Source organism: Burkholderia theae (genome assembly GCF_048565265.1).
Taxonomy (GTDB): Bacteria; Pseudomonadota; Gammaproteobacteria; order Burkholderiales; family Burkholderiaceae; genus Burkholderia; species Burkholderia theae.
Genome location: NZ_CP183463.1, coordinates 997,824 through 1,019,262 on the forward strand (window position 1 = coordinate 997,824; position 21,439 = coordinate 1,019,262).

The 21,439-nt window shown below is 62.6% G+C and carries 18 protein-coding genes and 2 pseudogenes; 13 read left to right on the top strand and 7 right to left on the bottom strand.

Annotation, left to right across the window (positions count from 1 at the left end):
* Positions 1–8 precede the first annotated feature (8 nt).
* From ACN22W_RS37115 to ACN22W_RS37135, 5 genes are all read left to right on the top strand, one after another.
* Entirely contained in the window at positions 9–1,445 is a 1,437-nt protein-coding gene (locus ACN22W_RS37115; protein WP_419690062.1) for a hypothetical protein, read from the top strand.
* Entirely contained in the window at positions 1,435–2,298 is an 864-nt protein-coding gene (locus tag ACN22W_RS37120; RefSeq protein ID WP_419690063.1) for a hypothetical protein, read from the top strand. Before ACN22W_RS37115 ends, ACN22W_RS37120 begins: the two co-directional genes overlap by 11 nt.
* Positions 2,288–3,700: a radical SAM protein gene (locus tag ACN22W_RS37125; RefSeq protein ID WP_419690064.1), complete on the top strand. Its 1,413-nt coding sequence runs from the start codon at positions 2,288–2,290 to the stop codon at positions 3,698–3,700. Before ACN22W_RS37120 ends, ACN22W_RS37125 begins: the two co-directional genes overlap by 11 nt.
* The gene (locus ACN22W_RS37130) at positions 3,697–5,232 is read left to right on the top strand and encodes an NAD(P)/FAD-dependent oxidoreductase (protein WP_419690065.1); all 1,536 of its coding nucleotides are present in this window, start codon (positions 3,697–3,699) and stop codon (positions 5,230–5,232) included. Before ACN22W_RS37125 ends, ACN22W_RS37130 begins: the two co-directional genes overlap by 4 nt.
* 605 nt (positions 5,233–5,837) lie before the next feature.
* On the top strand, positions 5,838–6,512 hold the full coding sequence (locus ACN22W_RS37135; RefSeq protein ID WP_129518388.1) for a lytic polysaccharide monooxygenase auxiliary activity family 9 protein: 675 nt from the start codon (positions 5,838–5,840) through the stop codon (positions 6,510–6,512).
* 189 nt (positions 6,513–6,701) lie between these two features.
* On the opposite strand, the gene ACN22W_RS37140 is transcribed toward ACN22W_RS37135, so the two are convergent.
* The 4 genes from ACN22W_RS37140 to ACN22W_RS37155 are packed head-to-tail and all read right to left on the bottom strand — an operon-like array spanning position 6,702 to position 11,408.
* Positions 6,702–8,048 carry a hypothetical protein gene (locus tag ACN22W_RS37140; protein WP_419690066.1) on the bottom strand — a complete coding sequence of 449 codons (1,347 nt, stop codon included), beginning with the start codon at positions 8,046–8,048 and terminating at the stop codon, positions 6,702–6,704.
* A 14-nt stretch (positions 8,049–8,062) separates the two neighbouring features.
* The gene (locus tag ACN22W_RS37145; RefSeq protein WP_419690067.1) at positions 8,063–9,697 is read right to left on the bottom strand and encodes a peroxidase; all 1,635 of its coding nucleotides are present in this window, start codon (positions 9,695–9,697) and stop codon (positions 8,063–8,065) included.
* Positions 9,694–10,737, bottom strand: coding sequence for a hypothetical protein (locus ACN22W_RS37150; protein WP_419690068.1), 1,044 nt, complete (start codon positions 10,735–10,737; stop codon positions 9,694–9,696). The genes ACN22W_RS37145 and ACN22W_RS37150 overlap by 4 nt, the downstream gene beginning before the upstream one ends.
* Positions 10,734–11,408: a hypothetical protein gene (locus tag ACN22W_RS37155; protein WP_412025935.1), complete on the bottom strand. Its 675-nt coding sequence runs from the start codon at positions 11,406–11,408 to the stop codon at positions 10,734–10,736. The genes ACN22W_RS37150 and ACN22W_RS37155 overlap by 4 nt, the downstream gene beginning before the upstream one ends.
* A gap of 834 nt (positions 11,409–12,242) precedes the next feature.
* Here ACN22W_RS37155 and ACN22W_RS37160 point away from each other — a divergent pair.
* Entirely contained in the window at positions 12,243–12,632 is a 390-nt protein-coding gene (locus tag ACN22W_RS37160; protein WP_129517698.1) for a hypothetical protein, read from the top strand.
* 184 nt (positions 12,633–12,816) lie between these two features.
* A pseudogene (locus ACN22W_RS37165) lies at positions 12,817–12,954 on the top strand (IS5/IS1182 family transposase); the annotation flags it as partial.
* Between the two features lie 169 nt (positions 12,955–13,123).
* Here the strand turns inward: ACN22W_RS37165 and ACN22W_RS37170 are convergent.
* On the bottom strand, positions 13,124–13,252 hold the full coding sequence (locus tag ACN22W_RS37170; RefSeq protein ID WP_419690069.1) for a hypothetical protein: 129 nt from the start codon (positions 13,250–13,252) through the stop codon (positions 13,124–13,126).
* Positions 13,253–13,429: 177 nt separating this feature from the next.
* Between ACN22W_RS37170 and ACN22W_RS37175 the strand changes: the two genes are divergently transcribed.
* Both ACN22W_RS37175 and ACN22W_RS37180 read left to right on the top strand, forming a co-directional pair.
* Positions 13,430–14,314 carry a hypothetical protein gene (locus ACN22W_RS37175; protein WP_419690070.1) on the top strand — a complete coding sequence of 295 codons (885 nt, stop codon included), beginning with the start codon at positions 13,430–13,432 and terminating at the stop codon, positions 14,312–14,314.
* 177 nt (positions 14,315–14,491) lie between these two features.
* Positions 14,492–15,601 (top strand): DNA alkylation repair protein, encoded by a 1,110-nt coding sequence (locus ACN22W_RS37180; RefSeq protein ID WP_419690071.1) that lies wholly within the window; start codon positions 14,492–14,494, stop codon positions 15,599–15,601.
* Positions 15,602–15,619: 18 nt separating this feature from the next.
* Here the strand turns inward: ACN22W_RS37180 and ACN22W_RS37185 are convergent, their stop codons facing one another.
* Entirely contained in the window at positions 15,620–15,856 is a 237-nt protein-coding gene (locus tag ACN22W_RS37185; protein WP_419690072.1) for a hypothetical protein, read from the bottom strand.
* A gap of 306 nt (positions 15,857–16,162) precedes the next feature.
* Positions 16,163–16,337: pseudogene (locus ACN22W_RS37190) on the bottom strand (universal stress protein); the annotation flags it as partial.
* A 627-nt stretch (positions 16,338–16,964) separates the two neighbouring features.
* Between ACN22W_RS37190 and ACN22W_RS37195 the strand changes: the two are divergent.
* The 4 genes from ACN22W_RS37195 to ACN22W_RS37210 all read left to right on the top strand — a co-directional run bounded on the left by ACN22W_RS37195 (position 16,965) and on the right by ACN22W_RS37210 (position 21,399).
* Positions 16,965–18,005: a zinc-dependent alcohol dehydrogenase family protein gene (locus ACN22W_RS37195; protein ID WP_419690073.1), complete on the top strand. Its 1,041-nt coding sequence runs from the start codon at positions 16,965–16,967 to the stop codon at positions 18,003–18,005.
* Positions 18,006–18,536: 531 nt separating this feature from the next.
* A complete protein-coding gene (locus ACN22W_RS37200) occupies positions 18,537–19,676 on the top strand; it encodes a radical SAM protein (protein WP_419690074.1) in 1,140 nt (379 codons plus the stop codon).
* Positions 19,673–20,200, top strand: a complete 528-nt coding sequence (locus ACN22W_RS37205) for a phosphoribosyltransferase (protein ID WP_419690075.1) — start codon at positions 19,673–19,675, stop codon at positions 20,198–20,200. The genes ACN22W_RS37200 and ACN22W_RS37205 overlap by 4 nt, the downstream gene beginning before the upstream one ends.
* On the top strand, positions 20,200–21,399 hold the full coding sequence (locus ACN22W_RS37210; RefSeq protein ID WP_419690076.1) for a glycosyltransferase: 1,200 nt from the start codon (positions 20,200–20,202) through the stop codon (positions 21,397–21,399). The genes ACN22W_RS37205 and ACN22W_RS37210 overlap by 1 nt, the downstream gene beginning before the upstream one ends.
* Positions 21,400–21,439 lie beyond the last annotated feature (40 nt).

Genomic DNA, 21,439 nt, shown 5'->3' on the forward strand with positions numbered 1-21,439 from the left:
AGCCGCACATGCCGATACTGGAACTCCGGATTTTGCCGCCCATCGCGGTCGGCAGGCTGGGCGCCGCGGCGACGCCGCTGGAAGCGTTCGACCTCGTCGTCGATCCCGACAACCCGCTCGACTTTCGACGCATCGTGCCGTGCACCACGCTGGAGGTGGATCCCGAAAGCGGCGAGATCGTGAAGGCCTACGTGCCCGACACGATTCGCTTCAAGGACGAGAACCGGAAGGTGCGGCCTGTCGCGCCTTTTCTCGAAGTGTTTGCGCGCACGAGCGAGGCGCCCGATACGCTGCAGCCGCTCACGCTGCAATTGCTCGCGATGGAACAACTCGATCTCGACGCGCTGCATTGGGATATCCATCTGGGCAACATCAAGATCTACCGCCGCACCAACGACGCGAACGACAAGATCCACGCGAACCTGACCGGCCTCAAGGATCACAAGCGGCACGCGATGCAAGGCCATTGCGAACACTTTCGCCAGGGGCGGTATCTTCCGCTCGGCCACGTCCAGTTCGTCAAGCCGACGGCGCAGTTCCCCGAGATCCGCCTGCGCTACACCCCTGCCGCCGGTATCGTGTACGGCACGCGGCTGGTGCGCCGCACCTCGGACAAGGAAAGCGAAGACAAGCTGAAGCTCGATCCCGTCATCGATCGCGACGATCTCCTGCTCTACGCCGAGGCGCCCGGCAAGTGGCTCGGCTTCAGGGAGGCGGGCGGCCCCACGAAGGCGCATCCGGCGCCGACCAACCCCGCACAGATTTTTGCCGGATACGCCGACAAGGATGGCAATCAAGTCAGCTGGGGTTATCTCGACGACGAATGCGATGGCCACGTGCAAGTCGTGCTGACGAGGAAGGACGGCTCCACGCTGCGCGCGCACGGCTATATCGGCGCCGGGCCGCCGGCCTATGCGCCCGATACCCTGCCGGTGCGCGTGGTGTCTGACGAGATGGAGCAGATTCTCCACGGCATCCACATCCCGGAAGAGAGCGTATCGATCGACGAAGCCACGGAGATCGTCCTGCGTGCGCTCGAAACGATCCGCCTCATGAACACCGCCGTCATGAACGGCAACCCGGTCAACGGAAGGCTCAACGTCGCGAGCACGATGGTGCGGCAGAACACGGCCGACTTCGAGCGCTATTACGAGCCGATCGCCGCCGAATCGATCGTCGACAATCTTGCGCTGCGTGCGCTGCACGAGCGCGTGTTCAGCACGCTGGCGGCGGGTGGCGCGCCGTGGTTCGCGAAGCTGCTGCGCCAGCCCGAGGAGATCGGCGACCTGACCGCCGAGGGCTTGCGCAAGATGCCGGCCCTGATGCGCGGGGCGGATGGCCGCAGCCTGACGCTCACGCGCCGGCACATCAACCTGGTGATCAAGGCGGCGCGAGACGCGATGTTCGGACAACCTGATCCGAAGGGAGACAAGCATGTCGGCTAACGATCCGAACGCTCCGAAAGACCTCGAACAGCCCGGTAACGGGGAGATCCGCGCGTCCAACCTGACCGCGCAGATTCACCATCGCGGCGTGGGCAACCCGGCCTCGGCGCTGCCGCGCACGGCGATTTCGAATTGCTTCCCGGGCCTGGAGTTCGATTTCCGCAATTTCTGGCGGCGCGCATTCGTCGGCATCACCCTGGTCGAGAACAACAACTACGTCGTCGATACGGAGCCGGGCTACGAGCATCTCAAGACGCGCCGCCTGCTGAGCTTCGACGGCCACAAGGTCGGCACGATGGTCCTCACGAGAGGGCCGGTGCTGCCAGACGGGGATCCTGTCACGCTGGCGAGCGTGCCCAATCCCAATGCGGTGTCGTTCATGGAGTGGTCGAACTCCATCGCCCGCATCGTGCATTTGCAGGGCAAGCCGGTCGAATGCGAATTCACGGCTCACGAGAACGCCCTGGAAGAGGTGTACTACGTCCAAGGCAAAACCGAGACCCTGAAGGCGACGCTCACGCTGAGGCACTTTTTCGAGGGCGACACCGCCAGCTTCAACCCCGAGATGCTGAAACCGGGCGAGCTGACGCAAGGCCTCTGCGCGCCCTGGCAGAACGACTATCGCGAATGCGCGTGCTACTACTGGGCCGCGTCGCGACCCGACTTCGTCAATGTCGAGCCGGGCGACGACGGGCTGGCGCGCGGCGACATGTGGCTTGCCAAGCGCCGCACGGGCACGTACGTGCCGGACAATCGCGTCGACACGCGGTTGTGGTCCTACGACGATCTGTTCCGGTCCTGGCAGGAGGATCTGCAGTTCGTGATCCGCGGCAAGGATGCCGATGAAACCTGATCGCGCCGTCGAGACGCTCGCGCCGCTGGCGTCGGCGATGGCGGCGCGCATCTTCGAGGCGTCGCGCCCGCGGCATCCCGGGATCCACGTGGTCGAGGATGCGGAGGGCGCGCAACTGTTGCTCGTGAACGGAAGCCGCCTGTTTCATGTGCCGCACGATCTGCATGACGCGTTTCAGGCGGCGCTCGAGGACGGGGATGCGCAGGCCGTCGCGTCGCTGGTCGCGAGCCGCGGGCTCGACATGCGCGCGGCGATCGACGACGCGCCTTTGACCGAGATGCCGGTGCACGCGTTGTCGCTTGCCGTCGCGCAGAAATGCAATCTCGGCTGCACCTATTGCTACGCCCAGCAAGGGGAATTCGGCGGCAAGGCGAAGAACATGCCGCTCGAAACCGCGCTTGCGGCAGTCGACCTGCTGATCGAGCAGGCGAGCGAGGGCGGCAAGATCAATCTTGCATTCATGGGCGGTGAGCCGCTCGCCAATCGCGCGGTGCTGCGCGCGGCGACGGTCCACGCGCGGGAGCGTGCCGATGCCCGCGGAATCCGATGCCAATTTTCAGTGACGACGAACGGCAGTCTGCTGCAGGAAGACGACGGGGCGTTCTTCGAAGAGCACGGCTTCGCCGTCACCGTCAGCCTCGACGGCCCCGCGCCCGTGCATGACCGCTTGCGTCCGTTCAAGGGCGGCATGGGCTCGTTCGATCACATCGTCGAGCGCGTGACGCCGTTGCTTGTGCGCCAGCGGCGCATGCAGGTCTCGGCGCGCGTGACCGTCACCCCGTTCAATCTCGACTTGCCGAGCACGCTCGATACTTTCGTCGACATGGGGTTCCACAGCGTCGGCTTCTCGCCGCTGCTGCGCGCTTCGAACGGTCGCGCGGAAATGGGCCCGGACGATATGGCAGACATGCTGCAAGGGATGATCGCCTGCGGGCTCGCGTTCGAGCAAAAGGTCATGCGCGGCGAGCGCTACCCGTTCTCGAACATGCAGAACGCGCTGCGCGAAATCCAGCGCGGCACGCATCGGCCGTATCCGTGCGGCGCAGGGGCGGGGTATTTCGGCGTCTCCGCCGATGGCGAGCTGGCGGCGTGTCACCGCTTCGTCGGCGACGAGGCCGGCGTCATGGGGCATCTCTCCACGGGCGTCGATCAGGCGCGCCAGACGATCTGGCTCGCCGAGCGTCACGTGCACCAGCAACAGCCCTGCAATGCATGCTGGGCGCGCTATCTTTGCGGCGGCGGATGCCATCACGAGGTCCTCGAGCGCGGACGCAGCGCCTGCGATTACATCCGCGGCTGGCTGCACTATGCAATCGGCGCGCACGGCAGGCTCGCGCGCTATGCGCCGGCCTGGTTTGCCGGTTCGTCTGGCGCATCGTCTGGTGGTGCGGGAACGGCGTGAATCGCACGTTCGACATGCTCGTGACCGGCGCCGGTCCCGCTGGCCTGTGCGTGGCGCTTCGCTTGAACCATCTCGGGCATCGCGTGCTGCTCGTCGAGCGAAGCCCGTTATGGCCTCGTCCGCAGATCGGGGAAGCGCTGACGCCGGGTGTCAGAAACATCATCGACTACCTCGACGCGGACGAGGTGCTCGAATCCGTTCCGATCCTCGCAGGCAAGCCCACGAGCGTACGCTGGACGAGCGAATCGATCGAGACGGTGGCGCACGACGGCGCCGTCGTGGAGCGCGCCGCATTCGATGCGGCGCTGCTGCGCCTGGCCGTGGCGCGCGGCGTGGACGTGCTGCGGCCGGCGAGCGTCGCGCAAGTCGACGGAGCGCCCGGTGCCTGGCGCGTGCAAATCGCTACGCCCGACGGGCTGCGCAACGTCGAGGCGCACGTGTTGCTCGACGCCCAGGGCCGGCAGAGCCGACGCGGGCCGCAGCGCTTGCGCGCGCCTCGGCTGTCCACGGTATGGGCCGAAGTCGCGATGGAAACGCCGGCTGCGCATGCCGATGCCGCCACGCGCGTGGACGCGCTCGATGACGGATGGATGTGGGGCGCTGCGCTGCCGGGTGGCCGTTACCGCGTGATGTTCACGTTCGATCCCTCCGCGCGGGACGACGCGCTCGAACGCGAGCCGGAGTCTGTCTTGCGCAACGCCTGCACGCGAAGCGCCTTGTTCAAGGACATCGCAGGTTTGCCTTGGTGCGATTCGCCGCGCATGTGCGTATCGACGCCCTACGTCGACGCGCTCTCCTGGCAGGACGGACGCATCAAGCTCGGCGACGCGGCCTTCGCGCTCGACCCGATCTCGTCCTCGGGCGTCGAGAAGGCGATGCGCTTCTCGCTCCAGGCCGCTATCGCGATCAACACATGGTGCCGGGCAAGCGATGCGTCGGAGCGCGAACTGGCGCAGCGCTTTTACGAATCGCGCCTGATCGAAGGCGCGGCGCGTCACCTCGCATGGACGGCCGGGTACTACCGTCAGGCATGGTGCGGCGAGTCGCCTTTCTGGCGCCTGCGCTCGACGCCCGCATTGACGTCCGATACGGTTGCGATGGCCTCGCTCGGCGACGAAACCGCGGCGCGCGTAGACCTCATGACGCACGCGCTGCAAGACGAATTGGCGCACGTGTCGTCGAACCAGCCCCAGCCCGGCGAGCCCGCGCCTCCGTTGCCCTTGCACAGTCCGATCCGCTTTTCCCGCAATACCGGCATTGTCGTGGTGCCTTGCGCGACCGGCGACCGCGTTACCGCGCATCCCGCCTTGCAGCATCCGAGTCTTGATCGACCCGTCGCGTTCTGGAATGGCGTGGCGCTGTTTCCGCTCCTCGACATGCTGACGCGGGCAACGCATCCGCTCGAGCTGATTGCGTTTCTCGGCAGATCGATGGAAGCGGCCAGGGCGCAACAGCTGCTCGAATGGCTGTGGAGCAAGCAAATGGTCGAGCCCGCTGTCTTTAGCGGCGGGAATACCTATCCAGCCTCATAGGATTCCTGCAGATGTCACAAAGATAAAATCCACTGCAAAAGCTATTTCAAAAATAACCAGGAGGAGGCACCCATGAATACTCGGCGTGCTTTTCTCATCGTGTCCGCCGTGACGCTTTGGCGCAACAATAAATATTAATAGGGTATGCGATTATTGATGATCTCGATCCAATTCAAATAATAAAATTATTGAACAACGAAGGCGATCATGCCGGTTTCCTTCGGACACGAAATGTCGAGATCGATCATTCACGATCGTCAAACACCAGAATCCGCGTTACATCAGGGCTGATGAACGAAGCATCCGGAAAATGGATGTTTCGATGTCGCGAATCAAAAAATTACCAATGAGGGAAGTTTATTTTTCCGATTTTCGCGGATAAGGTTTGACTTGGTGAAAGTGATTTGTCAGAAATGATGGCGATTGATCATCGCTTGCCGCGGTTTCATTCGACCGCCGCTTTTGCCGATCAGCGCGCGCGACGACGCGTCGACAGGAATCTCTGCCCGGGATCTTGCGACAGGCTCGATGTGCGCATATCCGTTTCGACATCAATGCCATGAGGGCTCGTGAACAAGATCATCCGCAGATACGTTGCTTCCGTCATGCCATGCTCGCTGGCCGGCGTGGCACTGCTGGTCGCGGCGGCCGGTGCTCACGCGCACGGCCGTTTGACCGAACCGCCTTCGCGCATCGTGCTGTGCACGCAAGGCCAGAATCCGAACTGCCCTGTCGACGCCTGGCACGCGAACGCGATGGAGAACGGCAAGTTCTTCCCCGCGACGCAAAGCGGCCTGTCGGATCCGTTCGCGCCGGACGACGCGAAGAATGCCGCACCACCGAAGGACGGCGAAATCGCCGGCGCCAGCACGAATGGCCCGCTGCCCGTGCTGAACGAGCAGTCGCCGGGCCGCTGGCAGAAGATCCCGCTACGGCCGGGCGCGGTGCAGAATTTCAAATGGGAATTCAGCGCCGTGCACAAGACGCGTCGCTGGAACTACTTCATTACACGTGCAGACTGGAACCCGTCGGAAAAGCTGACGCGCGCGCAGTTCGAGCCCACGCCGTTCTGCACGATCCAGAATCCCGGCCAGCCATACTGGGACCCGAACGCGAACCTGGTGCCACAGCAGCCGACCATTCACCCATGCCAGCTGCCGATGCGTAGCGGCTACCACGTCATCCTTGCGGTCTGGGAGGTTGCGGATACGGCGATGGCGTTCTATCAGGTCGTCGACGCGGTGTTCACCAATGGCGATACGACACGCAGCCCGTTCTGATAATGCCGCGACATGACGCGCCCGGCGATGCCCGGGGCGTCATGAATTGAAGAGCGCGCTCAGCGCGGCCGGAACGATCGCGGCTTACTCGTTTCGTTATCCGAATCGTTGTCGGTCCGACACCATGCTTCGGCGTTCAACCGCTGCAGCCGCCATCCTGACTTTCCCCGTAGCACCTCAATTGTTGGTTCATCGCATGACCGAGAAATGTTGCGGGAACGGCGTTTCGGTATCCGGCCGCCCCGCAGCGCCGTCGGCGCGCACCAGCGGCGCGCCTGCCAGCAGCGGCGTCATCAGCGCCGGAATGATGGCGCGATTGATCGCATCGCCAAAGCAGCGATGCAGGCCATAGCCCCACAGGATATAGATGTCCCAGGGCCGGTCGATGCGGAACGCGTCCGGATCGTCGACCACGGCCGCATCGAACATCGCGGACAGGTTCGACGCGAACACCATCGCGCCTTTCTTCACCTGGCACGCGCGCGTCGTGCCCGACGCGATCTCGCAGTCACGCGTTGCGCGACGATAGATCACCGGATTGACCGGATTGAACCGCAGCGCCTCGAAAAGGATCGAGCCGACTGCCTGCTCGTCGCCGCGTGCCGCCGCGGCCTGGGCTTGTGCGAGCATGTCCGGATGATCGAGCAGCACGTCGAGCGCCTGCACGCACGCCTTCGAAATGGTCGGAATCGCGCCAATCACGAGGCCGATCATGTTGTTGCGAATACCGGCGCCGCCGAATCCGCCCGCGCCGGCATCGCGCAGTGCCACCGCACGCTTCAGCACGGTGACGGGGCCGCCGGGGTTCGCGTCGAGCCTGGCGATCGCCGCATCGATCGCGCTCAGGCATCGGCCGGCGTAATCGAGCGCCTTGCTTTCCACCACCGGATCGCCTTGCAGATCGGCGAACAGATACCAGAACATCGCGGTCGTCCATTCGACGAGATCGGGAACGGACGCGGTATCGACGCCGAAATACTCCCGCACCATCAGTGCGGGCACGACCGTGGTCAGCACCTGCGGCAGATCGATCTCGTGCGGATGCGCGGCCACGATCCGCCGGGCCGCATCGCGCGCCTTCGGGACGACGATGTCGACCACGTCGCCGCGCTGCGCGGCGAGTCGCATGATCGACGCGTTGAGCTGATACTCGGCGCCATCCTGCATCCCGAGGAAGAAATTCGGGCCGCCCGTGATCTTGCGCATCCTCGGCTCGTAGACGACCTCGAAGTCGTCTTGCCGATCGAGCACCTCGCGCACGTCGGCCGCCAGAGTGACGATGACCGATCCGTCGCACGGATAGGCGGTGACGAACGTCTTGTCCGTGGCGATATTGGGCGCGAACGCGCGCAGCGACGCGAACACCGCGCGCTGGCCGGCAGGATCGGTCAGCACGGCTTTCAGCCGCGCCGCGAGATCGCCGCTGCCGCTCGCGAGCTTCGCCGCGATCTCGTCGCCGGCGAGCACACCCTTGCCCAGCGAGTGGGCTTCGAGCGCGATTGCATGGAACAGGTTCGATGCAAAGGCAAAGGACATCGGCGCGCTCCGCGTCAGGTAGGATCGGTCAGGCCCATGCCGATCAGGCGCAATGCCGTCATGCTGGGCATGAAGAAGTAGTCGCCGCCGCGCGCCTCGACAAAGTTCGGGATGCCGCTCGCGATGAACGGCGGATTGCCCGATTTCGGATCGGCCGCGATCACGTAACGCGCATTCGGCGCATGACTGCCGACGAGCGGGCAGGTGTCGTTGCCGAGATTGAAATCGAGGCCGTAGTTCAGCCATTGCTGCTGAACGAACTCGAACTGGCGCGACAGGTTCGCGCAGACCGCCAGCATGACGATCCCGTGCTCGCCGTGGGCGTCGTCCTTGCTGCCGTATGGAAGACCGCGGCGCAGGATGCGCCGGCGGTTGTTGAGCGCGGACCCGGCACGGTTGGCCGGATTGTTGTCGCCGACGTGCGGATCGAGCAGGTCGCGCGTGTTCATGCGGCGCGTATGCGCGCCCATCGGGCAGCGCAGGCCATCGAGATCGCCGCGATAGACGAAATCGACCAGGCGGCGCGCCCGTTCCGGATTGAGCTCGCCGGGTTTGTCCTTGTCGAAAAGCGGGTATTGGGCGTTGAAGGCCTGCCATTCGGCAAAGGTCGACGCCGCCATCAGCGGCACCCCGTCCTGCCAGCGGCCGGCCATTTTTGCCATCAGTGTCTGCTTCGCTTCGTCTTGCGACCCGAGGCGCCAAAGCCCGTTCAACTGGTCCGCCGTCTTGTCGATCCAGCCGTGAAAACCGCTCACGTCCTGATGCAGCTTGCGATACGCGAAAAACGTTCCGTTGCGGCTGAAATCGAGCGGCATCGCGGCGCCGGGGATTTCCTGCGCTTCATCCGGCCAACCCAGCAGGAACTCGCCGCGCGCGAGCGGCGACCAGTTGCCTTGGCCGTCCACCTTGCCCTGGCCGACGGCCGCTTCCATCGCGACCTTCCTGTTGCCGGGCACCTGCCCGTCGAAGACCGGATCGCTGATCGCGTCGGTAAAGCCGAAATGCTCGTCGGGCGTCGCCACGATCTTGCCGTCGAATTCCCGGGTGATCGCGGACAGATCCTGCCAGCGTTCGTCCGAGCCACGATGACCCACGCACAGGGCAACGCCGCTGTCGGCATGTTTGCACCAGTCGATGATCTCGTCGGTGACCGTCTGCAAACCGGAAACAGCGGTGCCGTCATCCTGCATCCGCGCATTGAGCATCACGAGAATGTGCGGCTGGTTCCGTGGGTCCTTCGTTGCCGACTGGTTCCAGACCGGGTCCCAGTCGGTCGCGTCGTCGCTGAGGATCGATGCGCGTGCCGCCATGCCGTCGATGAAGTCGTCGGGCATTCCGCGCAGCGTGCGCGTCGGCACGCCGAGCGCGACCAGCCCCCAGAACGTGAATGCGAGGTTGATCGTCACGTCCGGCCGCTCCACCGAGACCTTGCCCGTGGGCCTCAACGTGGGATGACGAAGGGAAGGCCATCGCATCGCGGTGGTCGCCTTCCGGCGCATGTGCTCGACGAACGCGCGTCCTCTCGCGGCGTTACGCACGTTGAGCAGCATGAAGCGTCCTTTCGGAAAGCCCTGACGGCCATATGCGGTGAGGATGTTGCCCTGGATATCCGCGAGATCGAGATCGACGTCGTACTGTTGCTCTGTCATGACTGGGTCACCCCTGGTGCCTCGTTCGAGTTGGCCATGGCGGCGGCGGGAACGGTTGCCCTGACGCTCGGGCTGACGCTGTCGGCGGCCGGAACGTCGGTGTCGATGACGCCCGGCGGCTGGGTCGGGCTCTCGATGTCAGTGGGGCGGTGCGTCTTGAGGAAATCGCCGAACGCCGCGTGAAGCCTCGCCGGATCGTCGCCTTGGTGATCGATCGCGAAGCGCGCGAAATTCTGTTGGAGATACAACGACTTCAGCACCGAGCGCAGATCGGAGAACGGCGCGGTATCGAACGGTACCTCACCGCACTTCATCACGTACCGATAAGCGCCGTAGATGCCCAGCGCGAGCGCTACGGGCAGCGCGAGCCATGCCAATTTGCCCGCCACCATCGCGACGATGAGCGTCACCACCAGCGTGAAAATCGCGATCGCCGCGCCAATCATCGGAATCGAAATCGACCGCGACAGGAATGGCGGCGTCGTGATCCAGTAATCGTTGAACGGCATCGTCGTTTCGACTTGGCAGCGCTTGATGTAATGCGCGAATTCGTCGCCGGTGCCGACGGTCTCGAAGCCGTAGCAATGTCGATAGACCGCGCTCAGCTCGTCGCGCATCACGTTCCACAAGCTGACGAGATAATCGTGCAGGCCGCCGTCGTTGTCGCTGGCGTGACTGGGCGCGGGGTCGAAATCCACGCTCAGGAGCAGCCACGACGTCGATAGGTTGTCGACGTGCTGATCCTCGAGAAGATTGGTTTTCCGGATCGCGTCGACGAGCGAGTCGACCGGCACGCGACCGTTGAAGGCCGGCTGATCAATCACCGCGAAGCGGGCGAAGTGCGTGCTGTGGGAGCGCGAGAACGGGCTGTTACGGCCGCCGGCCTCGCATGCCGGACTTTGCATCGCAGTCGGCAGCGTGGCGAGCACCTGGCGCAGCGACGACGTGGGTGACGTCACGTTGCCGTCGTTGTCCTTCCACGGCTCGACCCGAACCGGCGACAGCACGGTAAGGAAATAATGACCACCGTCGAGGTTCATGATTGGGTGCCTCCTGCCTTGCTCTTGGGCCAGGCCCGATCGACGAAGGGCTGGCGGTTGGTATCGGCGTTGGCCGTGTCGTTCGACGCGACGGGTGCGAAGCCGTGCGTGCCGAGATCGTTCTGCACGGCCACGAGCATCGCGCGATAGGCTTGCGCAAAAGCATCGGGGGACAACGTCGCATATTGATTCGCGAGCGTGACCAAATTCGACCGCACACGCAATGCGGCCTTGATGTCGCGTTGAGCGGCGCCGGGCGTTGCGTTGTAGTAGTAGTCGGTATCGATCTGATTCGCGCGAATGTAATTCTTGAACGGCGTGATCGGAATGGAATGCGGATATTTGGTGCTGGCATACCAGAACAGGTCAAGGCCACCCGGAATGCCGTCCGAAAAGGCGTCGATGTACTGATCCCAGGTACCGTTGAAGTTGCTGATGAACAGCATGTAATCGTTTTTCAGATCGGACTTGGGCTGGCCGAGATCGGGCCAGTCTTGTCGGCGGATGATGGCCCAGCGCGCAAAATGGATGATCGACAGACCGATCAGTCCGGTCAGCGTGGCGGGCAGCGCCCGCGCGATCATGAAGATGAATCGGTTGATCCACGTCCGATGCGGCGGCATCGGCGTCACGACGTTCATGCCATAGGCTTTGCCAGCAACATTTGACATGCCCCGTCTCCCGTCAGGCCCTCACCGGCGCGATCGCGGAACGGGGAGGTTGGTCGTTTGCTTTTTCGGCGGACAGGCTTTGGCAGCCGGTCCCGTCATATAACGTGTTTTCTGGTTTTCGGAGCTTGAAGCCGCAGCACTCCTTGGCGGCGAGAATAGCACAGTGAAATTCGCCGGCAACGACTTTTTTATGAGCAATTAAAAATGGTTTTGTCTCATCTGTTTCGGCAAAAAAACGAGGTCATATCCGCGCACAAAAGATAAACACGTTACGGATAACTTACGGAGACCGGTATTAATGGGACTTTTGTGAACATCAATGAAATGGACGAACGTCCACAATCTCAAAATTGTTGAATAATTGGCTCAATAGTGACGAACAGTGACACGGTGGGGTGCCCTGGAAGCGCAAGTTGCGACCTTTGCGAGCAAGGACAATGTAGCCACCCTTGACAATCCACACGGCGCGTCGCCGGACTCAGGCTGTCCAAAGCGAAAATCTCGCTGGGCACCCGACGTGGCGGGAATCGCCGGAACACCGGCCCTAGGCGGGGCCAACAAGCAGAAATGACGTGGGAGGCGTGATTGAGAATGTGAAATTGCGCTGACTTGTTGCACGGGGCGGCGCAGCGCCTGTGGCGCCGTGAGGGGCTGCGAATGCCACAGGCGTTCATCCGTATGGATATCTACACGGAAAAACATGCGTTTTTGATTTTCAGCCCTGTCAGGCTTTACAGGGTGTATCCACGATATCCGACGCCTATATTGCTCTGGCAGGTGCGCGACTGACGCGCTTGACTGCATCCTCCAAATTCATAAGAAATGGAGATTCCCATGGCCAATGTACCTCTCACCGGCACCTATATCTCGTCGGACAAGAATTTCACATTCAAAATCACGTCCGCCGATGCATCCAATGGCGTCATCGCCGGCACCTATACCACCAACTACAGCCCGATCGGCGCGTTCGCTTCCGAAGGCAACGTCGGACACTATGGCTGGGTGTACAGCAAGGCCCAAGGCAAGGACGGCGTCGCGCCATTCAACATTAGCTTCGGCGGCAGCCAGCGCCCCGACCAACGTCCCTACAACATTGTCGATAGCTGGAACGGCGCCTATTTGACCAACAACACGATCGTTGCCGAAGGTACGCGTTCCTTCGTCAATAGCGATGGCGTGGTCGAAGTCGGCAGCCTGGGCACGTTGAAGTTCGTACTCGGCTAAGCCGATTTGTCATGACGTTGGCGGCGGCAAATCATCGCTGCCGCATCGATGGGCGACAACATTAACAGGCCGTAGAAATACCTCTCGCGGACGTCATCCGGGCGGCAGGGGTAATCGTTGAAACAAGGTATCGAACAACACTGAGAGCAAAGCGGTACGCGGAGCGGACGGTTACACCGAGACAATGTTCAGGATGGCGAAGCTAGATGACTTCGTGCCAACCAATCGTCCCTGCGACCGATTCGCATCGGGTTGAACGAAACGCTCAAGCGCATGGACGGCGTGTTCGCGCGGCATGTACGAAAGCGATGCGAAAGGCGGCTTACAACGTCACGCGCATGCGAACGCTCACGGCGAAAGCGGCATGGAAGCGAAAGTCGGCGAGCAAATGAGATCGAATCGGTCCGAATCCGGGTCTTCGATCAGCCCTGTTGGATGATTGACCGAAGTCAGGCCAGCTAATCGGACCGCATGCGCCGCAGCGGCTTCCATCACTGCAGGCAGACGCGACGCAACGTGACCGTTCTCAGATACACGGATTTATCGAGCCACGGCACGAACACATACTCGTCGTATGCGTCACAGCCGACCAGAATCCAATGGGACAGAACGTTGGACATGATGGTCTCCTTGACCCCGTTCGTTTCGGTGTGAAGGGCGTCGACGCGTCGCGGTCGTCATTTGTCGTGCCCACACCCGGTATACCCGGCGAACACGGCGCTTATTCCCGACGCCACGCCACGCACTTCTTGCACGGATGTCGCCCATCGCTGGAATAAACGGGCCTGCTCGGCGGTATGCCGATCAAGCACCGGACGCATTCAGGGGAGGCGCCAATGGACGACAAGGGGAGGCAGACCCGGACCCTTCCGGGTCGATCGCGGCGTGATCTCGACGATGCCGGGAAACCGGCGTCGCCGCATGACCGGATGCGCAACACTGCGCGAAGGCTGCAGCTCGCCTCCGGCATCCTGCTGTGGCTCTATATTTCCATTCACATGGTCAATCACGCGCTCGGCATCTGGTCGATCGATGTCGCAGAGCACGCACTGCACCTGGCGATCGGGCTCTGGCGAAGCGTGCCCGGAACGATCCTGCTGTATGGCGCGGCCGGCCTGCATTTCGCGCTGGCGATCCGCACCATCTACGGCCGTCGGCACTGGGCGCTGCCGCCCGCCGAATGGCTCCGTCTGTGGGCCGGCCTCAGCCTGCCCCTGCTGTTGATCCGCCACGTCGTCGGCACACGGGTTGCGACGTCGTTCTACGGTTTCGAGCCGAACTACGAACGGGTCATCGTGTCGCTCCTCACGAGCGGCACACAGGGCCTGCAGATCGCGCTGCTCGCACCGGGGTGGGTACACGGCAGTCTCGGGCTGTGGTTTCATTTGCGCCGGCATGCGTTTTGGCATCGCGCAAGGTTCGTGCTGCTGGCCGTGCTCGTGCTGCTGCCCGTGCTGTCGGCGGCGGGCTTCGTGCAGATGACGCGCGCGGTCGTGCCGGGAAGTCTCGCGGTACCGGCACCCGACGCGGCGCTGGTTGCACACCGCGCCGCGCTCGACAGCTGGCGGCATCTCCTCGTTGCCGGTTATCTGTCGCTGATTGTGGCTGCGTTCGTTGGCGGTCAATTGCGAAACCGGCTCTCCAGCGGCGCGGCGCGCGAGCCGTCCCGCGGGCAACGGTGAACCGGCGCGTGAACGCGTCCGCGCCCGTTCGTGGTTCGCCTTCCGCGCACGTCGACTGAACCCCGCACGGGCGTGCGCTGGCCGGGCAAAGTCTGCTGACAGGAATTGGCAGGGGCTTCGGCGATACTGTGCGCTTTCGCATCCATCGATCCGCGGCACCCGCCGCATCTCCTTGCAATGACAACCATCCAAGTTCCCGTCCCGCTGAAGGAATCGCTGGGCGAGCAGCAGTTCCACACGTTGTCCGACGTGCTGCATTCGATCGAGCCCGCCTTCGACCGGGCGGCGTTTCTCGCGACGGCGCTCGACGGCTTCGACGATTTGACGCTGATGGAGCGCGTCAGGCGCGCCAGCGTCGCGATCGACACGGGCGCGCGGTCGTTATCCGGCGGATACGAGGCCGTGCTGGCGTTGTTGCAGGAGGCGGCGCCGCGCTTCGGCCGCGGGTTTGTCTCGCTCATCGCGCCCGACTATGTCGGGCAGTACGGTCGACATGCATTCGACCGTTCGATGGACGCGCTGAAATATTTCACGCCGTTCGGCACGTCGGAATTCGCGGTGCGCGAATTCCTGCGCATCGACAGCGCGCGCGCACTCGCCATCATGGAAACGTGGGCGCACGATGCGGACGAAGCAGTCCGCCGGCTGGCAAGCGAAGGCAGTCGCCCGCGCCTGCCATGGTCGTTCCGGCTCCGCGAGATCGAGGCCGACCCGGCGCTGGCCGCGCGGATTCTCGACACGCTTCGCGCGGACTCGAGCGCTTATGTGCGCCGTTCGGTCGCGAATCACCTGAACGACGTGGCGAAGACGCATCCGGCCTGGGTGCTCGATCGAGCCGAACGATGGGGCGACGACCATCCGCATACGCGATGGATCGTCCGTCATGCACTTCGCACCCTCGTGAAGCAGGGCGATGCGCGAGCGCTCGCGATCCTGGGTGCCGAAAGCGCACCTCGCCTGGGAATCGGCCCGTTCGGCGTGACGCCCGCGCAGGTGGTGCTCGGCGAATCGGTCACGCTCGCCTGCGAGCTGCATTCCACGGCCGAGACGGCGCAGCGACTCGTCGTCGATTATCGGATCGGCTACGTGAAGCAAAACGGCGAGGTGTCGCCGAAGGTGTTCAAGCTGAAGGTACTGACGCTCGAGCCCGGCGAGCGCATCACGCTGCAGCACAGCCGGGCGATGCGCGATTTCACGACGCGCCGGCATTATGCGGGCCGGCATGAGGTCGAGCTGATCGTCAACGGTCAGGTCGTTGCACGATCGTTCTTCGAACTCGCGGTGTGAGTGGGCCGTTTGCCGGCCTCACGCCGCCTTGAGCGCCGAAAGCTGCAGCGCCTCTGCGAAACGGGCCAGGGTGGAGATCGATCCCGTCACGCTTTCGTACCGCTCGCGTCCGATCTGTCCGTCGAGTATGACCAGCATGCCGGCGTCGCGGGCGAGCGCGACGAGCGCCAGCGTGTCGAGTGCGGCCGTGTCGGACTTGTCGGCCGGGCTGACGGCCTGGTTGCCCGATTCGGAACGATAGATGGCGTGTGACATGACGTCTCTCCTGGTGGCCTGCAACCGGTGTACCGCGCAGCCGGTATCCGTGAGGTCAGTATCGTTGCCACGCCAGTGCGATTCAATCAGCGTGCCCTGAAGCTGCGGTAGGAATCGTGCAGATAGCGTCAGCAGATTCCTACACGGCACGCGGATTCGGTGAAGCGGTGCGTCGTACCGGCCGCTTTGCGCGACGACGTGCATACCGGCATCCGATTGCGCGCCAGATATCGGCGGCGGATTTGGAGCAGGTGAACAGGTCGAGATCGATGCCGAGCCGGTCGTCGCGCTGTTCGCGATGCTCGCGGAAATGATCGGCGGAACCGGCCATCACGTACAACGAATGCGGCTCCGGCGTGTAGACCGCGAACAGCCCGGTCAGGTGTGCACCGAAGCGCCGGGCGAGACGCAACGCGAACTCGAGGCGCGAATGCGTGCGGACGCTCGTATCGAGGTGCACGACCATGCTCTTGTAGCTCATCGGAATCGCTCCATCGACGGGAGATCCGCCAGTGCAATCCAGTCACGAAGCAGGCTTTCCGCGCGCTTGACTCAGATCAACGGCTGTCGTGCACCGCGGCCGCACAGTATGACGATCGCGATGCCGATCACGGGCAGGCGGCAAGAGACGGATGCCAACCCATCGATCGGATCGACGGCGGGAGCACGATGAACCCCGACGCGTTGACGACACCGAATGACGTTTGCCGCGCGGGAGCGAACGACGTTTCGCCGGTTGCCACCCGGCATCCGGGCGGGGCGAACGTGGCGCGGGAGCACGATCATGTGCGCTGATCGCGTCGCGTTCGTCACGGGCGGAATGGGCGGTCTCGGTGCCGCGATCAGCCGTCGCCTGCACGAGGCATCCACGCGCCGTTTCCGCAGGAATGAATTTTTCCAAACAGGGGAACGTGCGTTGCCGGCCGCATTGCGGCGTCGCGCGTCGCTTGTTGGGCTCGGCGAAACGGCGCGCCTTGCTTCTTGCACGCGCCCCGAAGGAAGCCCCTTGGGGGACAGCCGGCAACGCACGTTCGCAAGCCAGTTATGAGCGTGAACGGGCCCTGGCCCCGATGAACGAACGGGTCACCCATTCGATGGAGGAACACCGATGAAAGCACTCGTCTACAACGGGCCGGGGCGCAAGGCGCTCGAACGGCGGCCCATGCCGGAACTGCAGTCGCCCACCGACGCGATCGTCCGCGTGACGCGCACGACGATCTGCGGAACCGATCTGCATATCCTCAAGGGCGACGTCCCGACGTGCGAACCCGGCCGCGTCCTCGGTCACGAGGGTGTCGGCGTCGTCGAGCAGGTTGGCGCCGCGGTCGACGCGCTGAAGCCGGGCGATCACGTGCTGATTTCGTGCATCTCGTCGTGCGGCCGATGCGAATATTGCCGCCGGGGGCTGTATTCGCACTGTACGACCGGCGGCTGGATCCTCGGGCACCGGATCGACGGCACGCAGGCCGAGTACGTACGCATCCCGCATGCGCAGACCAGCCTGTACCGGATTCCGGCAGGCGCGGACGAGGACGCGCTCGTGATGCTGTCCGACATCCTGCCGACCGGATTCGAGTGCGGTGTGCTGAACGGCAAGGTGCAGCCGGGCTGCACGGTCGCGATCGTCGGCGCCGGCCCGATCGGGCTGGCGGCGTTGCTGACCGCGCAGTTCTACACGCCGGCGCAGGTCATCATGATCGACCCGGACAGCAACCGGCTCGAGATCGCGCGACGCTTCGGCGCGACCGATTGCTTCGACGGCCGCACCGGCGACCCGATCGAGGAGGTGATGAAGCTGACCGACGGCGTCGGCGTCGATTGCGCGATCGAGGCGGTCGGCATTCCGGCGACGTTCGAGATGTGCACGTCGCTCGTCGCGCCAGGCGGCGTGGTCGCGAACGTCGGCGTGCATGGGGTCAAGGCTGACCTGCACCTCGAGAAACTGTGGGATCGCAACATCTCGATCACGACGCGGCTCGTCGACACGGTCAGCACGCCGATGCTGCTGAAGACCGTGCGCGCCGGGCGCCTCGACCCGAATCGCCTGATCACGCACCGATTCTCGCTCGACGACGTCGAGCGTGCGTACGACACGTTCGGCCGCGCGGCGCAAACCCATGCGCTGAAAGTCATCATCGAAGTCGGTTGATGGAAATCAGGGATTGCCGTATCCGTTGCCGGAGCGACTACCGGCTACCGGCTGTGCTTCGTCCGCGCGCCGTGGGCGTGGTTTACATGCTTGCCGCTCGATCGGCAATGCGGTGAGAGCTGGGCGGAAGTGCCACCATGGCAGCGGCCCGACATCGTGACGCAAACGGGCTGAATGCCCGCGCCACGGCCCTTCAGCCCGCTTCCCCCCCAACCGCCGCCATGCGCGACGTAGAACGCGACTGTGTCCTGCAGCCGCTGCGCGACTGCCTGCAACCATGCAATCCGCGCCTGATATGCGCCTTTGCATCAACCAACAATTCTCCCATGCCTGAATCGATGCCTGTAACTGTCAGATTTCGCAGATTGCGAAATTCAAGCGTTCGACTATCGTGCCCTCATATGAGACGAGGTTGGCGGCAGTTCGGGGTAGCTGGTGCACCCATGCGGCGCCGCATCATATCCGGGCGTTTTCAAGTGTTGCAGTAACAGGCTCTACGATCGATCACACATCGACAATGGAGTAAAAAAAATGCGACCGTCCCTGAGAACAAAAATTGCCCTGATTTCCAATGGCATCGACTTCGACATCGACTTGTTTGCCGCGACCAGCAGGCGATATTACGAAAATACCTACGGTTCCTGTGTCACTAACCGAAATGTAAAACGCGAACATCGCATTCCACAGGTGCTGCTGCTGGGGGACGGCCTGGTGGTTTCCGTCTTGCGTCGCGAAGGTTCACCTTGGCACCTTCGCTTTGACGACGACCGGCTTGCTCTCTATCGTGAGAGTGAGTTTCACCAGGAGGTCGATTTACCCGAAGCGCTGCCATTCTTCGGGAAAACGCTCAAGGATGGCGCACGAACCGACGATGTGATTTCAGCATATGGGGCCGTGACGCCGGGGTTCTTTCTCTACCCGGATTGCCACTACTTCGACAAGGGGAAGCCCTGCGGTTTCTGCTCGCTGCGCAAGGCACGCCGCACGGTTGGGAAACCGCTCGTCACTGAATTCGGCCGTGAGAGAGTGATGGAGACGACGCACATTATCCAGAACTCCGGCTGGAAAATCCCGATGATCACCAATACGTGCGGCACGCCGCCCGATGACGAAGGTACACGGCGCGCGATTATCGAGCCGCTACAGGCAATTCGCGATGCTCGCGAGCCCGGTGTACGCATGCACGTCCTCGCTCATCCACCGCACGATTTCCGGCTGATCGACGAATACAAGGCGGCAGGCGTTACTTCGATTGCGTTCAACCTGGAAGTGTACAGCCGCGAGGACTTCGCCCGGATCTGCCCGGGAAAGGACCAGCACTATGGCTATGATCGCTGGTGGGAAGCGTTGGACTATGCGAAAGAGGTTTTTGGGGAATACGAAGTTTATTGCGGGTTGGTGTGGGGCGTAGAACCGCTTGCAAGCAGCATGGAGGGCATGGAAGCGATTCTGTCTCGCGGCATTGGCCTTGCAACCAACGTGTTTCATGCAGACCCGGGTTCAGTGATGGCGAAGTCTCCGCAGCCATCGGAGGACGACATCATCGCGCTCGCAGAATGGGAAGCAAAGCTGTACGCGAAGTACCCGAAGGCGCACACGATTTACGATGTCAGTATGCGCAACACGATCGACTGGGAAGTGCATAACCACTACATGGAGCCGGTGGCATGAAGCAGATCGATCGCTACAGCTGGGAAACGGTCGACATTCTGGCGAGACGGCTTGCGTCGCGTATTCAGGAGCCGTTCGACGCGATGGTATGCGTGCTCCGCGGTGGTGCGGTGCCGGGTGCGATTCTCGCCAACGAACTGGGCATCGACCTGATGATGGGGATGAAAATTGTCCAGAACGGACAGACCAGCGGCGCCGCCAAAGTCGGGGTGGCTTATGAGGCAGAGAAGGCCGAGATCAGGGTGCCGTTGAATGATGTGAGCCTTATCGGCAAGCGCGTACTTGTCGTCGATGACGTGTTGGACTCGGGCGAGACCGCGGCATTGGTGCTCGACGAAGTGCGGCGGCGCGGTGCTGCGGTAGTCAAGCTCGCGACACTGCAGATCAAGACCTATTCCCGCTTCAAACCTGATTATTTCGTTGAAGAAACAACCAACTGGATCTTTTATCCATGGATGTCCGAGCGTGAGTTCGGCGAGATGGAAGCACGATTGCTGGCGCTTGCCCCGATGAGCGAGGAGTGATGACGCTCTCCTTTTCAGTGTTGCTCCTGGCCATTCTGGTCATCGGATTCTTCCAGGCATTCTATTTGGTGCACTCGATTTGCCTGCCGCCGCCGCGTTCCGATCGCGCTATCGATGCCACGGCAGCCGGCAGGGATCGGTCACTGTCGATTCTGATTCCGTTGTTCAACGCCGCGTCGACGATAGAGCGCTGCCTGGAAGGCATTCTCTCGAACGATCTCGGTCAGGTTGTGCACGTCGTGCTCGTGCTGGATCGTTGCACGGACGACAGCGAACAACGGGTGCGCAGCTTCGCGTCCCGGTTCGCATCATATGGCACACGCCTATGTGTCGTGTCACTGCCCACGCCCCAGGCCGGAAAGGTTGCCGCGATCCTGCATGGAGGCCAATATTTGGCTTCCCGCACGGTACTGCTGCTGGATGCCGACATCGTGCTTGCTCCAACCGCGTTATCGGAGCTTGTCGAATTTCATTCACGATCGGCGCAGCCTTACAGTGCCTGCCTGATTTACCCCCTTCAGGAACCGGGTAAAAAGAAGACGATTTCATCGCATATCGTCTGCAACAATCGGCTATACCGGCAAAGTGTTCTGCAACTGGTCAAGAACGAGTTCTCAGTCGCGAATTTTCCGGGCGGTGTGCAACTGGTTGATTTCGCCAGCTATCGCGAACTACTTGTGGATGGTTTTCTCGAAGATCTGAGTGCGACCTATCAAGTGCTCGGCACGGGCGGAACCGTGCAGATTTTGCCGCGGGTGTTGGCCTGGGAGATCGAGCGACAGACGATCCGGGGACTGTTTCTGCAACGTCTGCGCTGGACCATCGGGGCTATCCAGCATATGCCGGTGCAAATTCGGACCGCACGCACGCAACCCACACTCAAACGCAAGATTCTCGTGAATTCCTATCACGTGATGTGGGAGTTCCAGCACTACATGATATCGGTTGCCACACTGATTGCACCGTTTGCTGGCCGCGTATGGCCCATCTTTATGATGCCGCTGACGTTGTACGTCTTGCAGATTTCACGATCGGCATATCTAACTCGCCGCGATTACAAAAATTCAATCATCGGCATTGTGCTGCATTGTCTCGTATTTCCAATGATCATCTCAATGGCCTTGATCGGGTCGATAATCCTGCTAATTAAACAACGCCGTTTTTTCTTCGGCACATCACTGCTGTTCCGGCGCGATTGAACGTCGGTGATTCATCGCTATGTCCGGCTTGCGGAGAGCA

Excerpts from the sequence above, each read along its gene's own strand:
- ACN22W_RS37115 (WP_419690062.1), top strand. The coding sequence starts at position 9 with ATGCCGATACTGGAACTCCGGATTTTGCCGCCCATCGCGGTCGGCAGG.
- ACN22W_RS37120 (WP_419690063.1), top strand. The coding sequence starts at position 1,435 with ATGTCGGCTAACGATCCGAACGCTCCGAAAGACCTCGAACAGCCCGGT.
- ACN22W_RS37125 (WP_419690064.1), top strand. The coding sequence starts at position 2,288 with ATGAAACCTGATCGCGCCGTCGAGACGCTCGCGCCGCTGGCGTCGGCG.
- ACN22W_RS37135 (WP_129518388.1), top strand. The coding sequence starts at position 5,838 with ATGCCATGCTCGCTGGCCGGCGTGGCACTGCTGGTCGCGGCGGCCGGT.
- ACN22W_RS37140 (WP_419690066.1), bottom strand. The coding sequence starts at position 8,048 with ATGTCCTTTGCCTTTGCATCGAACCTGTTCCATGCAATCGCGCTCGAA.
- ACN22W_RS37145 (WP_419690067.1), bottom strand. The coding sequence starts at position 9,697 with ATGACAGAGCAACAGTACGACGTCGATCTCGATCTCGCGGATATCCAG.
- ACN22W_RS37150 (WP_419690068.1), bottom strand. The coding sequence starts at position 10,737 with ATGAACCTCGACGGTGGTCATTATTTCCTTACCGTGCTGTCGCCGGTT.
- ACN22W_RS37155 (WP_412025935.1), bottom strand. The coding sequence starts at position 11,408 with ATGTCAAATGTTGCTGGCAAAGCCTATGGCATGAACGTCGTGACGCCG.
- ACN22W_RS37160 (WP_129517698.1), top strand. The coding sequence starts at position 12,243 with ATGGCCAATGTACCTCTCACCGGCACCTATATCTCGTCGGACAAGAAT.
- ACN22W_RS37170 (WP_419690069.1), bottom strand. The coding sequence starts at position 13,252 with ATGTCCAACGTTCTGTCCCATTGGATTCTGGTCGGCTGTGACGCATAC.
- ACN22W_RS37175 (WP_419690070.1), top strand. The coding sequence starts at position 13,430 with ATGCCGATCAAGCACCGGACGCATTCAGGGGAGGCGCCAATGGACGAC.
- ACN22W_RS37180 (WP_419690071.1), top strand. The coding sequence starts at position 14,492 with ATGACAACCATCCAAGTTCCCGTCCCGCTGAAGGAATCGCTGGGCGAG.
- ACN22W_RS37185 (WP_419690072.1), bottom strand. The coding sequence starts at position 15,856 with ATGTCACACGCCATCTATCGTTCCGAATCGGGCAACCAGGCCGTCAGC.
- ACN22W_RS37195 (WP_419690073.1), top strand. The coding sequence starts at position 16,965 with ATGAAAGCACTCGTCTACAACGGGCCGGGGCGCAAGGCGCTCGAACGG.
- ACN22W_RS37200 (WP_419690074.1), top strand. The coding sequence starts at position 18,537 with ATGCGACCGTCCCTGAGAACAAAAATTGCCCTGATTTCCAATGGCATC.
- ACN22W_RS37205 (WP_419690075.1), top strand. The coding sequence starts at position 19,673 with ATGAAGCAGATCGATCGCTACAGCTGGGAAACGGTCGACATTCTGGCG.
- ACN22W_RS37210 (WP_419690076.1), top strand. The coding sequence starts at position 20,200 with ATGACGCTCTCCTTTTCAGTGTTGCTCCTGGCCATTCTGGTCATCGGA.